Genomic DNA, 12,825 nt, shown 5'->3' with positions numbered 1-12,825 from the left:
AAGTTCGTTCCAGATCTCCTGAAGCTCTAGACAGAGCCGCCGGAAGGCTCCTACTGTGTCGGGCACAACACCTCGACGTTGCGCCGATGTGAACAGACCCGACCGGAGGTGAGTCCACGTGCGTACGGCGGAAGCACTCCACCTCCGGTTGCTGCGACTGCTCCGTGACCAGGGAGCCGTCTCGCGCGCCGAGCTCGCCGACCGGTTGGAAATGCCCCGGCCGCGGCTGCTCGCCGAGCTGGACCGATTGGTCAACGCCGGCTACGTCGCCGAGGCGGGACTCGCCGCCAGCCGGGGCGGACGCCGGTCCACACTGGTGGAACTGAACCCCGCGCTGCGGTTCGCCGCCGTCGACCTGGGCGCCAGCTCGATCGACGTCGAGGTGGTCAACGGCCGCCTCGAACCGGTGATCGCGTACGCCGAGGCCAGCGACATCCGGTCCGGCCCCAAGGTAATACTGCAACGGGTGAACGAACTGTTGCACAAGGCCAAGGTCGAGGGCGCGTACGAGCGGCTCGACGCGGTCGGCATCGGCGTACCCGGCCCGGTGAGCTTCCGGGACGGCGTACCGGTGTCCCCGCCGATCATGCCGGGCTGGGACCGCTTCCCGGTGCGTGAACTGCTCACCCGTGAGCACAACTGCCCCGCGGTGGTGGACAACGACGTCAACATCATGGCGATCGGAGAACGGCACGGAGGGGTCGCCCACTCGGTGGACGACTTCCTTTTTGTCAAGATAGGCACCGGCATCGGGTGCGGGATCTACCTGACCGGCGAGGTCTACCGGGGCACCGACGGATGTGCCGGCGACATCGGCCACATCCAGGTCGACTCGCACGGTCCGATGTGTTCATGTGGCAACGTCGGCTGCCTGGAAGCGCTGTTCAGCGGCGCCGCCATGGCAAAGGACGCCACGGTCGCGGCTCGCAGTGGCGCATCACCGGTGCTGGCCGAGCGGCTCGCGGCGAGCGGTGCGGTCACCGCCCTGGACGTCGCCGAGGGCGCCGTCGAGGGGGACGTGACCTGCATCCGGCTCATTCGTGACGGCGGGCGCCGGGTGGGCGGAGTTCTCGCCGGCCTGGTCAGCTTCGCCAATCCATCGATGATTGTCATCGGAGGGGGGCTGGCCCAGTTGGGTCACATCCTGCTCGCGGAAATTCGCAGCGTGGTCTACCGGCGGTCGCTGCCGTTGGCCACCGGCAACCTGCCGGTGGTGCTTTCCGAACTCGGCCCACGGGCCGGGGTCACCGGCGCCGCGGTACTCGCCAGCGACGTCGCCTTCGGGGAGGCATTGTGAGCGAGCACGTCAGCACCGAACAACAGACAGAATCCGCACAATCCAATATCGTTCTGCGGCTCACCGACGTGGTGAAGACGTTCCCCGGCGTACGCGCGCTCGACGGCGTGCAGCTGGAGGTACGGGCCGGCGAGGTGCACTGCCTGCTGGGCCAGAACGGCGCCGGCAAGTCCACCCTGATCAAGATCCTGTCCGGCGCGCACCAGCCCGACTCCGGGCAGGTCGAATGGCTCGGCGAACCGGTCAACTTCGCCAACCCGCAGGCCGCGATGAAGGCCGGCATCGCCACCATCTACCAGGAACTCGACCTCGTCGACGACCTGTCGGTGGCGGAGAACGCCTTCCTCGGCCACGAGCCGCGCAGCTTCGGCTTCGTCCGCCGGGCCAGGATGGAACGCCAGACCAACGGCATCCTCGGCCGGCTCGGCCACGGCGAGATCCCGTCGAGCCGGATGGTCCGGTCCCTGCCGGCCGCCGGCAAGCAGATCGTCAGCATGGCCCGCGCGCTCTCGCACGACGCCCGGCTGATCATCATGGATGAGCCGAGCGCGGTGCTGGCCCACGACGAGGTCGGCAACCTGTTCCGGATCATCCGCGAACTGACCGCACAGGGCATCGCGGTCATCTACATCTCGCACCGGATGGACGAGCTGCGCGAGATCGGCGACCGGGTCACCGTACTCAAGGACGGCCGGACCACGGCGGCGAACCTGCCCGCCCGGTCCACCCCGACCAAGGACCTGGTCAGCCGGATGACCGGCCGCAACATCGAGTACGTCTTCCCCGACCGGCGGGCCGCGGCGACCGATACCGACGAGCTGCTCAAGGTCGACGGGCTCTGCCGCGAGGGCGAGTTCGCCGACGTGTCGCTCAACGTTCGCGCCGGTGAGATCGTCGGCATCGCCGGGCTGGTCGGATCCGGCCGCTCGGAGCTGCTCGAATGCATCTACGGCGCCCGTCGGGCACAGTTCGGCACCGTCACCATGAACGGGCGGAACCTGCGTCCGGGCAGCGTGGGCGCGGCCGTGAAGGCCGGCATGGGAATGGCACCGGAGGAGCGCAAGAGCCAGGCACTACTGCTCGGCGAGCCGATCTACCGCAACGTCACCCTGGCCACCTTCGCCCGGTACGCCACGTTCGGCTTCACCAACGCGGGCAAGGAACGCGCCGAGGCGGAGCAGATCGCCGACTCACTGGAACTGCGCCCGCGTGACGTACGCCGAGCCGTACGCACCCTCTCCGGCGGTAACCAGCAGAAGGTGGTGGTCGGTCGCTGGCTGCTCGGCGACACCAAGCTGCTGCTGCTGGACGAGCCGACCCGGGGGGTCGACGTCGGCGCCCGCGCCGAGCTGTACCAGGTGATCCGTGCCCTCGCCGAGCGCGGGGTGGGTGTGCTGCTGGTCTCCAGCGAGGTGCCCGAGGTGCTCGGCCTGGCCGACCGCGTGCTGGTCATGCGGGAGGGGCGGGTCGTGCGCGAAGCGCCGGCCGGCGAGCTTGACGAAGACACTGTGCTCGACCTCGTCATGTCGGGGTCGCTGATGGAAGGTGCGCCAGCATGAGTGACGCGACCGCGACCGCGGTGGCCGAGACCCCGCAGCACGGCGGCGCCACGCCCCCGGCCAAGGGTGGCAAGTGGCGTGGCGACCTGGGCGAGTCGATCACCCGGAACCTGGGCCTGGTGGGCGTACTGGCGCTGCTGATCATCATCGGCGCGGTCACCCAGCCCGACCTGTACGGCAACTCGACCTGGGTGTGGAACAACGTCCTGTCGATCCTCCAGCTCGCCTCCGTCGTCGGTGTGGTCACCGTCGGGATGACCTTCGTGATCATCGGCGGCGGTATCGACCTGTCGGCGGGCGCGATCGTCGCGCTGGCCGGGGTGTGGGCCACCACGGTCGCCACCCAGAGCTACGGCGCCGTCGGCATGATCTTCACCGCGATCATCGTCGGTACGATCGTCGGTCTGGTGAACGGCGTGCTGATCTCGTACGGCAAGCTGGTGTCGTTCATCGCCACCCTGGCGATGCTGGTCGCCGCCCGAGGGCTCGCCGCCCAGATCTCCGGCAAGCAGACCCAGGTCTCCGGCAACGCCACCATCAACGGGATCGCCGGTGAGAAGCTGCTCGGCATCCCGATCCTGGTCTACATCTTCGCCGGGGTGGTGATCGTCGGCTGGGTGCTGCTCAACCGCACCACCTTCGGTCGCCGTACGGTCGCGGTCGGCGGGAACCCCGAGGCGGCCCGGCTCGCCGGAATCAACGTCAAGTGGCACACCCTCATGCTCTACGGGCTCTCCGGCCTCTGCTGCGGCATCGCCGCGATCATGCTGACCGCTCAGGCCAACTCGGCCCAGGCGGCCATGGGCAACCTTTACGAACTCGACGCGATCGCCGCCGCGATCATCGGCGGCACGCTGCTCAGCGGGGGTCGGGGCACGATCGTCGGCTCCCTGCTCGGCGTGATCATCTTCGCCACGATCACCAACCTGTTCGCGATCAACAACCTCCCGGTCGAGGTCCAGAACATGGTCAAGGGCGGGATCATCGTCGTCGCCGTACTGATCCAGCAATTCCGGTTCCAGACGATCACCCAGTTCTTCGCGCGGAACAAGGTCACCACGACCTGAGGCACCGCAACCCTCCAGGTGACGCCGCAACCGGGCGCTCGCCGGACCCAACATATCCGCACACCCCACCCTTTCAAAGAAAACAGGAGGTCGTTATGACCCAGCAAGCGCGCGACCTGTCGCGCCGCCGGCTGATGTTCGGCGGGGCCGCGCTCGGCGCCGGTGCCCTGCTCACCGCCTGCACCAGTAACGAGGCTTCCGCGCCGGAGGGCCAGACCAAGGTCGCCGACGCGTCCGCCGCCGCACCGGGCAAGCCGGTCACCATCGGCTTCTCCGCCCCGGCCGCCGACCACGGCTGGATGGCCGCGATCACCAACAACGCCAAGGCCCAGGCGGCGCTCTACTCGGACGTCACCTTCAAGACGGTCGAGGCCGGCGCCGACGCCCCGGCACAGCTCGCCGCGCTCCGCGCGCTGATCGGGCAGAAGCCGGACGTCATCGTCCTGCTCCCGCACGACGGCAAGGAGCTCAACGCCTTCGGCCTGGAGGCCATGAAGGCCGGCATCCCGGTGGTCAACCTGGACCGGGCGTTCCCGGACGCGCTGGCCTACCGGTTGCAGATCAAGGGCGACAACTACGGCATGGGCGTCTCCGCCGGCAAGTACATCGGCGAGCAGATGAAGGCCAAGGGCATCGCAAACCCGATCATCGCCGAGATTCCGGGTATCGACTCGCTGGAGCTGACCCAGGAGCGCTCGGCCGGCTTCAAGGCCGAGCTCGCCACCTTCGGCTTCACCGTGGCCAGCCGGATCCCGGCCGAGTTCACCGCGGACAGCGGCCAGAAGGCGGCGTCGCAGCTGCTCCAGGCGCAGCCGAAGATCGACGCGATCTGGAACCACGACGACGACCAGGGCATCGGGGTGCTCGCCGCGATCACGCAGGCCGGGCGCAAGGAGTTCTTCATGGTCGGCGGCGCCGGCTCCAAGGCGGCGATCGACGCGATCGCGGCCGACAGCGGCGTGCTGAAGGCGACCGTCACCTACAGCCCCTCGATGGCATCCTCGGCGATCACGCTGGCTCGCCTGATCGGACAGGGCAAGGGCATGTCCGACCTGGTCGAGTTGCAGGTCCCGAAGGAGATCACTCTCACTTCGGAGACCATCACCAAGGAGAACGCGAGCACTTACAGCAAGCTCGGGTTCTGATCTAAGGGGAGGCCCACCTTGTCCACTGTAGATAGCGAGCTGCGGGTCGGCATGGTCGGCTACGCGTTCATGGGCGCCGCGCACTCACAGGCGTGGCGCACCGTGAACCGCGTGTTCGACCTGCCGACACGAGCCCGGATGGCCCTGATCTGCGGCCGGGACGAGTCGAAGGTGGCCACGGCCGCCGATCGGCTCGGCTGGGACGGGTACACCACCGACTGGCGTGACCTGATCAACCGGGACGACATCGACGTGATCGACGTCTGCACCCCGGGCGACAGCCACGCCGAGATCACGATCGCGGCGTTGGCGGCGGGCAAGCACGTACTGTGCGAGAAGCCGCTGGCCAACACCGTCGACGAGGCTCGTGCGATGGTCGCCGCCGCGGCCAAGGCACAGGCGGTGGGCGTACGGTCCATGTGCGGGTTCAACTACCGCCGGGTCCCCGCGGTCACCCTCATGCGGAAGCTGGTCGAATCCGGCCGGCTCGGCGTCATCCGGCACGTACGTGCGGTCTACCTTCAGGACTGGATTGTTGACCCGCAGTTCCCGCTGGTCTGGCGGTTGCAGCGGGACAGGGCGGGTTCCGGGGCGCTGGGTGACATCGGCGCGCACATCATCGACCTGACCCAGTACGTGACCGGACAACGGATCACCGGGGTCAGCGCGATCACCGAGACGTTCGTCAAGGAGCGGCCGTTGCCGGCGGAGTCCAGCGGGTTGGCCGCCTCCACCGGTAACGGATCCGTCGAAGCCGTCGCCACCGGAGAGGTGACCGTCGACGACGCCGCCGTCTTCGTGGCGCGGCTCGACGGCGGGGCCCTGGCCACGTACGAGGCGAGCCGGTTCGCGACCGGGCGCAAGAACGCGCTGCGGGTCGAGATCAACGGATCGCTCGGCACGGTGGTGTTCGACCTCGAACGCCTCAACGAACTGGAGTTCTACGAGGCCAGCGGGCCAACCGCCGAGCAGGGCTTCAACCGGATCCTGGTGACCGAGGGCGACCACCCGTACATGTCCGCGTGGTGGCCGCCGGGACACATCATCGGGTACGAGCACTCGTTCACGCACGAGATGCGCGACTTCCTGGAGGCCATCGCCACCGGGAACGATCCGACCCCGTCGTTCGCCGACGCCCTCCAGGTCCAGCTCGTGCTGGACGCGGTGGTGCGCTCGGCGGAGCTGGGCTCGTCGTGGACCGAGGTCGAGCCCGCGCTCGTCACGGTCGCCGCCTGACCCGGCACCACCCGACACCCGTCAACATCCATCCGTGGTGGTGCGCCAACACCACCACCCGACCAGCTTTCCGGATCGATCAGCGAGGGTCCGGTCGCGGTTGCGCCCCGCGGCCGGAGCAGGGTCACCCGGAGGGCGTACGCGTCACGGTCCGCCAGGACCACGGCGGCGTACGGAAGTAACGCGGTCGTCCGGTACGGCCGGACCGGGATTCCCCGGTCGTACCGGACGCCCAGTAGCACCACCGGCCCCGACCCCCGGGGTCGCCGATCCACCGCCCACGGCCCCGACCCCCGGGGCTGTCCAACCACCACCACCCGCCCCGACCCCCGGGGCGCACGAACGAACGAACCGGACGACATTCCCGATGGCTACGCCGTAGCCGCGGGTACGGCCCGGGGCCCCCGTCCCGGACCGCATCCGATGACAACTCAATCAGGGAAGGACTCCGGCTGGCGCGGCGCTGCGAAATCGCCGCCGCACCAGCCGGCACGACGCGGGGGAGGCAAGGTCGCGACGCCGACCGACCTTGCCTGCCAGCCCCGTCCGCCCGTACCTGCCGGGTTCCACGAACAACGCCGTTGCCGCCGACTCCGGCGCTGTGCGAGGAACGTAATCCGACCAGGTCGGGCGGGCGGGGTGCTCTTCCACCACGCCGTTGACTTTCCAGCACGCCAGTATCTACACCGGTGGATCCGTACAACCCCCACGGATGCCGCCGAGCAGTTCCCCGCGCGAGGAAGGAGCACAACATGCGTACGGGAATCTGGCTGGTGGGCGCACGCGGCTCGGTCGCCGTCACCAGCGTGGTCGGGGCTTTGGCCCTGCGAGCCGGGCTCGTCGAGCCGACCGGCTGCGTCACCGAACTGCCCCAACTGCGCAGCCCGGCCCTACCGGGCTACGCCGATCTCGTCTTCGGCGGCCACGACCTCGTCCCCACCCCGGTGGTGAAAAAAGCGGAGGCGCTCGCCGCCGCCGGCGTACTGCCGGCCCGGCTGGTGACCGCACTCCCCGACGAGCTGGCCGCGGTCGAACGCGAAATCCGCCCCGTCCCCACCGCCGACCGGCAGGCCGACGTCATCGCCGCCCTGGTCGCCGACCTCACCAACTTCAAACAACGCAACAACCTCGACCGGGTGGTGCTGGTGAACGTCTCCGCCACCGAACCCGCCCCGCCACCGAACCCCGCACACGCCACCCTGGCCGCGCTCGAACACGCGCTGGCCACCGAGGCGACCGTGCTGCCGAACAGCTCCGCGTACGCGTACGCGGCGTTCACCGCCGGCTGCTCCTTCGTGGACTTCACCCCGTCGACCGGTGCCCGGCTGCCGGCCCTGGCCGAACTCGCCGAGCGCGAGAACCTGCCGTACGCCGGACACGACGGCAAGACCGGCGAGACGCTGGTCAAGTCGGTGCTGGCACCGATGTTCGCGCTGCGCAACCTGAAGGTGCGTACCTGGTCCGGTGTCAACCTGCTCGGCGGCGGCGACGGCGCGAACCTGGCCGAACCAGCCGCGAACGCCGCCAAGGCCGCCAGCAAGCAGCGGGTGCTCGGCGAAACCCTCGGCTACGTGCCGCAGGGCAACACCCGAATCGAGTACGTCGACGACATCGGCGACTTCAAGACCGCCTGGGACCTGATCACCTTCTCCGGCTTCCTCGGCACCGCGATGCGGATGGAGTTCACCTGGCACGGGTGCGACTCGGCACTCGCCGCGCCGCTGGTGCTGGACCTGGCCCGGCTGACCGCCACCGCACACCGGACCGGGCGCGGCGGACCCCTCGGTGAGCTGGCGTTCTTCTTCAAGGACCCACTCGGCGAGGGCTCGCACTCGCTGCCCGAGCAGTGGGCCACCCTGTGCGCCTTCGTCCGCCAGCTCGACGCCGACGCGGCCGGACCGTCCGTGCCCGCCGAGGCCGAGCCGTCCGACGCGGCGCAGGGCTGAGGTGCGCGAACATGCCCTCCCTGGGTGACTTCGCCGAGCTGGTCCGGGCACCGGCCGCGCTCTCCGTACCCGGCGACGTGGTGGCCGGTGCCGCCGCGGCCGGTGCGCTGGGCCGGCGGGTGCCGGGGCTGGCCGGCGCCTCGGTGCTGCTCTACTGGGCCGGGATGGCCGCCAACGACTGGGCTGACCGCGAACTCGACGCGATCGAACGACCCGAGCGGCCGATCCCCAGCGGCCGGATCTCACCCGGCACCGCGCTCGGCGTCTCCGCCGGCCTGACCGCCGCCGGCCTCGCCGTCGCCGGTCTCACCGGTGGGCGCCGGGCGCTCGCCGTGGCGGTGCCGCTGGCCGGCGCGATCTGGGCGTACGACGTGAAGGCCAAGAACACCGCCGCCGGTCCGGCCGTGATGGCCGCCTGCCGGGGGCTGGACGTGCTGCTCGGCGCGACCGGCGGCAAAAGGCCACTGCGGGCCCTGCCGGCGGCGGTGACGGTGGCCGCGCACACGTACACGGTGACCGAGCTGTCCCGCCGCGAGGTCAGCGGCGCCGACCGTACCCTGCCGAAGTTGACCTTGGCCGGGACCGCCGCGGTGGCCGCCGCCGCCGTCGCCGGCCCCCGCCGCACCGGCTGGCGCGGCTGGATCCCGGCCGCGCTGACCGCCTGGTACGTCGGCCAGTACGGCACCGCGCAGGCCCGGGTCGCCGCCGACCCGGCCGCCGACCGGGTACGCGCCGCCGTCGGCGCCGGCATCATGGGCCTGCCGGCGCTCCAGGGCGCCCTGGTCGCCCGGACCGGCGCCGGGATGCTCGGGATGGCGGTCGCCGCGGCGGCACCGCTCGGCCGCCGGCTGGCCCGGAAGCTGTCCCCGACATGAGCACCGCCGCAAGGTGGCGGTCGGCCGCTCCGGTACGACGGGGGAGCCGACGATGACCGGCCTGCGGTTCGGCTACGGCACCAACGGCTTCGCCAACCACCGGCTCGACGACGCCCTGCGGGTCATCGCCGACCTGGGCTACCAGGGGGTGGCGCTGACCCTCGACCACGACCACCTGGACCCGTTCGCGCCCGCGCTGGCGGCCCGGGTGGCGGCACTCGGCAACCGGCTCGCCGAACTGGACCTGGGGCTGGTGATCGAGACCGGGGCCCGCTACCTGCTCGACCCGTGGCGCAAGCACGCCCCGACCCTGCTGGACGACGACCCGGCGCTGCGGATCGAGTTCCTGCGCCGGGCGGTCGCGGTCGGCGCCGACCTCGGCGCCGAGGCGGTCTCGTTCTGGGCCGGGGTACGCCCGAGCGCCGTGGACGAGACCAGCGCCTGGGACCGGCTCGTCGCCGGCTGCGCCGAGGTGGTCGATGTGGCCGACGCGGCCGGCGTCACCCTCGGCTTCGAACCGGAGCCGGGCATGCTGGTGCCGGACATCGCCGCCTGGTGGCGGCTGCGGCAGGCGCTCGGCGCACCGCCCGGCTTCGGCATCACCCTCGACATCGGACACTGCCGGTGCCTGGAGCCGCTGCCGGTGCCCGACTGCGTCGCCGAGGTGGCCGCGCATCTGGTCAACGTGCAGATCGACGACATGCGCCGGGACGTGCACGAACATCTGGAGTTCGGCACCGGCGAGATCGACTTCCCGCCGGTGCTGCGGGCCCTGGCCGACGCCGGCTACACCGGCCTGGTCGCGGTCGAACTGCCCCGCGACTCGCACGCGGCACCGGCCGTCGCGTCCCGCTCGGTCGACTTCCTGCACACCGCCGCCTGGCAGGCCGGGGTCGCCGTGGAGCAGGTCGGCCGGATCACCGGACGGGACTCCGCGGAGCCGGCAGGCGGCGGCGCGCACGCCGGGGCAACCATCGAGCCGGTCGGCGCGGCCACCACCGTGGCGCGACCGGCCGGTCTGGAAGGGGAGGCGTAATGGAACCCGACGAACTACGGGCGGCGCTGTCGGCCGTACCCGAACCGGACTGGCTGGACCAGGCGGTCCGGCGGGTCGCAGACGAACCGGACGCGGTCGGGCGGCTCTTCGCCGCCGCCGGCCGGCGCTGCGGCCGGGCACCACTGCCGGCCGCGCCCGACTGGACCGCCGACGACGCGGCCCGGGTGCTGCTGCTGACCATGCTGCCGGCCGACCGGGTGGTCGGCCAGGTCGAAACCCTCTACCGGTACGGCGACGCGGCCGAGAAACGGGCGGTGCTGCGGGCCCTGCCGTGGCTGCCGATCGGTGCCGCCGCCGTACCGCTGCTGCACGACGCGATCCGGACCAACGACACCCGACTGGTCGCCGCCGCCCTCGGCCCGTACGCCGGCCACCTCGACGCCGCCACCTGGCGTCAGGCGGTGCTCAAGTGCGTCTTCATGGAGGTGCCGCTGGCCGTGGTCGACCGGCTCGACGAGCGGGCCGACGGCGAGCTGGAAATCATGCTCGCCGGGCTGGACGAGGAACGCCGCGCCGCCGGCCGTTCCATCCCGGCCGACGCCACCGCCCTGCTCGACCGGCTCCGACTCACCACGAAAGAGGCGTGACATGCGCATCTTCGACCCGCACATCCACATGACCTCGCGGACCACCGACGACTACGAGCGGATGGCCGCCGCCGGGGTCCGGGCCCTGGTCGAGCCGGCGTTCTGGCTCGGTCAGCCGCGTACCGGCGCCGGGTCGTTCGCCGACTACTTCGACTCGCTCGTCGGCTGGGAGCCGTTCCGGGCCAGCCAGTTCGGCATCAAGCACTACGCCACCATCGCGCTGAACCCGAAGGAAGCCAACGACCCGCGCTGCCGTGAGGTGCTGGACCTGGTGCCGCGCTACCTCGACAAGGACAACGTGGTGGCGGTCGGCGAAATCGGGTACGACTCCACCACCCCGGCCGAGGACGAGGTCTTCGCCGCCCAACTCGCCCTGGCGGTCGCGTACGACCTGCCGGCGCTGGTGCACACCCCGCACCGGGACAAGGCGCGTGGCACCGCCCGGAGCATCGCCGTGGTGGTCGAGTCCGGCATCGACCCCGGTCGGGTGGTGATCGACCACCTGAACGAGGTCACCGTCGAGCAGGTACGCGACTCCGGCTGCTGGGCCGGCTTCTCCATCTACCCGGACACCAAGATGTCCCCGCCCCGGATGGTGGAGATCCTGCGCAAGTACGGCACCGAACGGATGCTGGTCAACTCGGCCGCCGACTGGGGCCGGTCCGACCCGCTGCTGACCCGGACCACCGGCGAGGCGATGCTCGAAGCCGGCTTCAGCGACGACGACGTCGACCGGGTGCTGTGGCGCAACCCGATCGAGTTCTACGGCCAGTCCGGCCGACTCGACCCGGCCGAACTGGAGGGTTCGGCGACCGGGGCCGAGCCGACCTTCGAGGGCAACTCCATCCTGCGGGGCGGTAGCTGATGCGGCTGCGACATCCGGACGGGCAGACCGTCCACCTGAGCTACTGCACCAACGTCCACCCGGCCGAGGACCTGACCGGGGTGATCAGCCAGCTCGACACGTTCGCCGAACCGATTCGCCGCCGGCTCGACACCGACGTACTCGGGTTGGGGCTGTGGCTGGCCGCACCGGTCGCCGCCGGCTTGGCCGCCGACGCGACACTGCGCCGCAAACTGCGTACGGAACTCGACGCGCGGGGGCTGGAGGTGGTGACGCTCAACGGGTTCCCGTACCGGTCCTTCCAGGCACCGGTGGTGAAACTCGGCGTCTACCATCCGGACTGGACCGCCCCGGAACGGCTGGAGTACACCCTCGACCTGGCCCGGGTGCTGGTCGACCTGCTGCCCGACGACGCCGCCCGAGGTTCCATCTCCACCCTGCCGCTGGCCTGGCGTACGCCGTGGACACCCGCGCAGGCCGGCGCCGCCGCCCGTACGCTCGAACAGCTCGCCGCCGGCCTGACCTCGATCGCCTGGCAGACCGGGCGGGCGGTCCGGGTCGGCTTCGAACCGGAACCCGGCTGCGTGGTGGAGAGCACCGCGCAGGCCGCCGCCCAACTCGCCCGGATCGACACCGACCGGCTCGGCATCTGCCTCGACCTGGCCCACCTCGCCTGCGCCTGGGAGGAGCCGGCCGACGCCCTGGAGCGGCTGCGCCGGGCCGGGCTGCCGGTGGTGAAGGTGCAGGTGTCGGCCGCGTTGCAGGCCGACGACCCGGTCGCCGCCGGGCAGCAGCTCGACGGCTACGTCGAGCCGCGTTTCCTGCACCAGACCAGGGGCGCCGGCTGTGCCGGTGCGGCCGACCCGGCCGATCCGGCGTACGCCACCGACGACCTCGACCAGGCGCTGGCCGACGGGCTGCCGGGGCCGTGGCGGGTGCACTACCACGTGCCGCTGCACGCCGAGCCGGAGCCGCCGCTGCGGGCGACCACCCCGGTGCTGCGCGGCGCGCTGCGGGAACTGCTCGGCGGGGACAGCGCCGGGTGTGACCACTTCGACGTGGAGACGTACACCTGGGGGGTGTTGCCGGCGGCCCGGCGGCCGAACTCGGACGCCGAACTCGTCGGCGGCATCGCGGCCGAGCTGGCGTACGCCCGGGACGAACTGGTCGACCTCGGCCTGACCCCGGTGCCCGCCCCGGTGACGGCATGAC

The 12,825-nt window shown here is 71.2% G+C and carries 11 protein-coding genes; all 11 read left to right on the top strand.

The window, feature by feature from the left end:
- The first annotated feature begins 118 nt into the window (after window positions 1-118).
- Complete coding sequence (locus OG792_RS25900) at window positions 119-1,297, top strand: ROK family protein (RefSeq protein WP_329103146.1); 1,179 nt, start codon at window positions 119-121, stop codon at window positions 1,295-1,297.
- On the top strand, window positions 1,294-2,856 hold the full coding sequence (locus tag OG792_RS25895; protein WP_329103144.1) for a sugar ABC transporter ATP-binding protein: 1,563 nt from the start codon (window positions 1,294-1,296) through the stop codon (window positions 2,854-2,856). Before OG792_RS25900 ends, OG792_RS25895 begins: the two co-directional genes overlap by 4 nt.
- A complete protein-coding gene (locus OG792_RS25890; protein ID WP_329103142.1) occupies window positions 2,853-3,923 on the top strand; it encodes an ABC transporter permease in 1,071 nt (356 codons plus the stop codon). The genes OG792_RS25895 and OG792_RS25890 overlap by 4 nt, the downstream gene beginning before the upstream one ends.
- A 95-nt stretch (window positions 3,924-4,018) precedes the next feature.
- A complete protein-coding gene (locus OG792_RS25885) occupies window positions 4,019-5,068 on the top strand; it encodes a substrate-binding domain-containing protein (protein WP_329103140.1) in 1,050 nt (349 codons plus the stop codon).
- An 18-nt stretch (window positions 5,069-5,086) separates the two neighbouring features.
- Window positions 5,087-6,304 carry a Gfo/Idh/MocA family protein gene (locus tag OG792_RS25880; RefSeq protein WP_329103138.1) on the top strand — a complete coding sequence of 406 codons (1,218 nt, stop codon included), beginning with the start codon at window positions 5,087-5,089 and terminating at the stop codon, window positions 6,302-6,304.
- Between the two features lie 752 nt (window positions 6,305-7,056).
- Entirely contained in the window at window positions 7,057-8,250 is a 1,194-nt protein-coding gene (locus tag OG792_RS25875) for an inositol-3-phosphate synthase (protein ID WP_329103136.1), read from the top strand.
- A gap of 11 nt (window positions 8,251-8,261) precedes the next feature.
- Window positions 8,262-9,125: an SCO3242 family prenyltransferase gene (locus OG792_RS25870; protein ID WP_329103134.1), complete on the top strand. Its 864-nt coding sequence runs from the start codon at window positions 8,262-8,264 to the stop codon at window positions 9,123-9,125.
- 52 nt (window positions 9,126-9,177) lie between these two features.
- Complete coding sequence (locus OG792_RS25865; protein WP_329103132.1) at window positions 9,178-10,161, top strand: sugar phosphate isomerase/epimerase family protein; 984 nt, start codon at window positions 9,178-9,180, stop codon at window positions 10,159-10,161.
- Window positions 10,161-10,769 (top strand): EboA domain-containing protein, encoded by a 609-nt coding sequence (locus tag OG792_RS25860; RefSeq protein ID WP_329103130.1) that lies wholly within the window; start codon window positions 10,161-10,163, stop codon window positions 10,767-10,769. The genes OG792_RS25865 and OG792_RS25860 overlap by 1 nt, the downstream gene beginning before the upstream one ends.
- 1 nt (window position 10,770) lies before the next feature.
- Complete coding sequence (locus OG792_RS25855; protein WP_329103128.1) at window positions 10,771-11,634, top strand: TatD family hydrolase; 864 nt, start codon at window positions 10,771-10,773, stop codon at window positions 11,632-11,634.
- Window positions 11,634-12,824, top strand: a complete 1,191-nt coding sequence (gene eboE, locus OG792_RS25850) for a metabolite traffic protein EboE (RefSeq protein ID WP_329103127.1) — start codon at window positions 11,634-11,636, stop codon at window positions 12,822-12,824. The genes OG792_RS25855 and eboE overlap by 1 nt, the downstream gene beginning before the upstream one ends.
- Window position 12,825: the final 1 nt, after the last annotated feature.

This window comes from Micromonospora sp. NBC_01699 (assembly GCF_036250065.1).
GTDB lineage: Bacteria > Actinomycetota > Actinomycetes > Mycobacteriales > Micromonosporaceae > Micromonospora_G.
The sequence above is the reverse complement of the archived record's forward strand: the minus strand, read 5'-3'. Positions and strand labels throughout refer to the sequence as shown.

What these genes read in the sequence shown, in the direction of transcription:
- OG792_RS25890 (WP_329103142.1), top strand. Translation starts at nt 2,853, where the DNA reads ATGAGTGACGCGACCGCGACCGCGGTGGCCGAGACCCCGCAGCACGGC.
- OG792_RS25885 (WP_329103140.1), top strand. Translation starts at nt 4,019, where the DNA reads ATGACCCAGCAAGCGCGCGACCTGTCGCGCCGCCGGCTGATGTTCGGC.
- OG792_RS25875 (WP_329103136.1), top strand. Translation starts at nt 7,057, where the DNA reads ATGCGTACGGGAATCTGGCTGGTGGGCGCACGCGGCTCGGTCGCCGTC.
- OG792_RS25870 (WP_329103134.1), top strand. Translation starts at nt 8,262, where the DNA reads ATGCCCTCCCTGGGTGACTTCGCCGAGCTGGTCCGGGCACCGGCCGCG.
- OG792_RS25865 (WP_329103132.1), top strand. Translation starts at nt 9,178, where the DNA reads ATGACCGGCCTGCGGTTCGGCTACGGCACCAACGGCTTCGCCAACCAC.
- OG792_RS25860 (WP_329103130.1), top strand. Translation starts at nt 10,161, where the DNA reads ATGGAACCCGACGAACTACGGGCGGCGCTGTCGGCCGTACCCGAACCG.
- OG792_RS25855 (WP_329103128.1), top strand. Translation starts at nt 10,771, where the DNA reads ATGCGCATCTTCGACCCGCACATCCACATGACCTCGCGGACCACCGAC.
- eboE (WP_329103127.1), top strand. Translation starts at nt 11,634, where the DNA reads ATGCGGCTGCGACATCCGGACGGGCAGACCGTCCACCTGAGCTACTGC.